This window comes from Streptomyces viridiviolaceus, from assembly GCF_014650995.1.
GTDB lineage: Bacteria > Actinomycetota > Actinomycetes > Streptomycetales > Streptomycetaceae > Streptomyces > Streptomyces viridiviolaceus.
The window spans coordinates 1-910 of record NZ_BMWA01000095.1 but is presented as its reverse complement, the minus strand read 5'-3'; the positions used below and the strand labels follow the sequence as shown (position 1 = coordinate 910).

The following is a 910-nucleotide window of genomic DNA, read 5'->3' as shown; positions in this document are numbered from 1 at the left end:
CGGGTGCTGTGGTGTTGACGGTGTTGAACGTCTTCAGGAACGCGTAGTCATCCTGGTCCGTGCCCGAGCACGAGTCCGACAACTGCCCCGCCTGCGCGCACGCCCTGTCCCTTCCCACCGCCCAGTACGACACCTGCTGGATGCCCTTGTCCACCACGAAGGACGCAAGCCGCTCCGCGTCCTCCAGCGTGAACACCTCACCCGGGGTGTCATTCACCCCGATCATGGGCGTGTTCCCCTGCATCGCCCACAGCTCCTGGTCCGACTTCGACGGCCACACCTGCCCCAACTGGCCATGCAGACCCGTCGCCGCGTCGATCGCCGCCTGGCCCATGTCCTCCACCGCGGAGCCGTAGTCCATCGTCATGATGTTCACCAGCGTCACCCGCAGCCCCGCACGCTCCGCGTCCCGCAGCAACGCCGCCCCGTCGGCCTCCAGCCCCTTCGTCCCCGACGGCAACGTGAACTGCACATCCAGCCGGCCACCCGCCGACTCGATCTCCTTCTGCAGCCCCGCCAGCGCCTCGTTGCGCCGCCGCACCGACGCCTCGTCCGCCAGCACCGCGCCCTCGATGTCGAAGTCCACCCGCGTCAGACCCAGCGTCCGCACCACCGACCGGTACTGCTCCCGCAACGCCTCCACCGAGTCACAGCCCTGACCCAGCTCCGTACCCGAAGCACCACCGAACGACGCGATCACCTCACCCCCCGACCCACGTAACCCCTCCACCGCCGACAACCACCCCGGGTCCGACACCGGTATGTCCCCGTTGAACATCGCCCTGCAGCCACCCCCGTCCAGCACGAACGCCAGCGTCACGTACCGCAACCCCGCCGCCCGCGCCTCCTCCAGCACCGACACCCCCTTCCACGTCTCCACGTACGGCGCCGCGTACCGCGACGGGAAACC

The 910-nt window shown here is 69.1% G+C and carries 1 protein-coding gene; it reads right to left on the bottom strand.

What is annotated here, in order from left to right:
* The coding region (locus IE260_RS41035) for a chitinase (RefSeq protein WP_373303479.1) at positions 1-700 on the bottom strand (700 nt) is incomplete at its 3' end.
* Between the last annotated feature and the right edge of the window lie 210 nt (positions 701-910).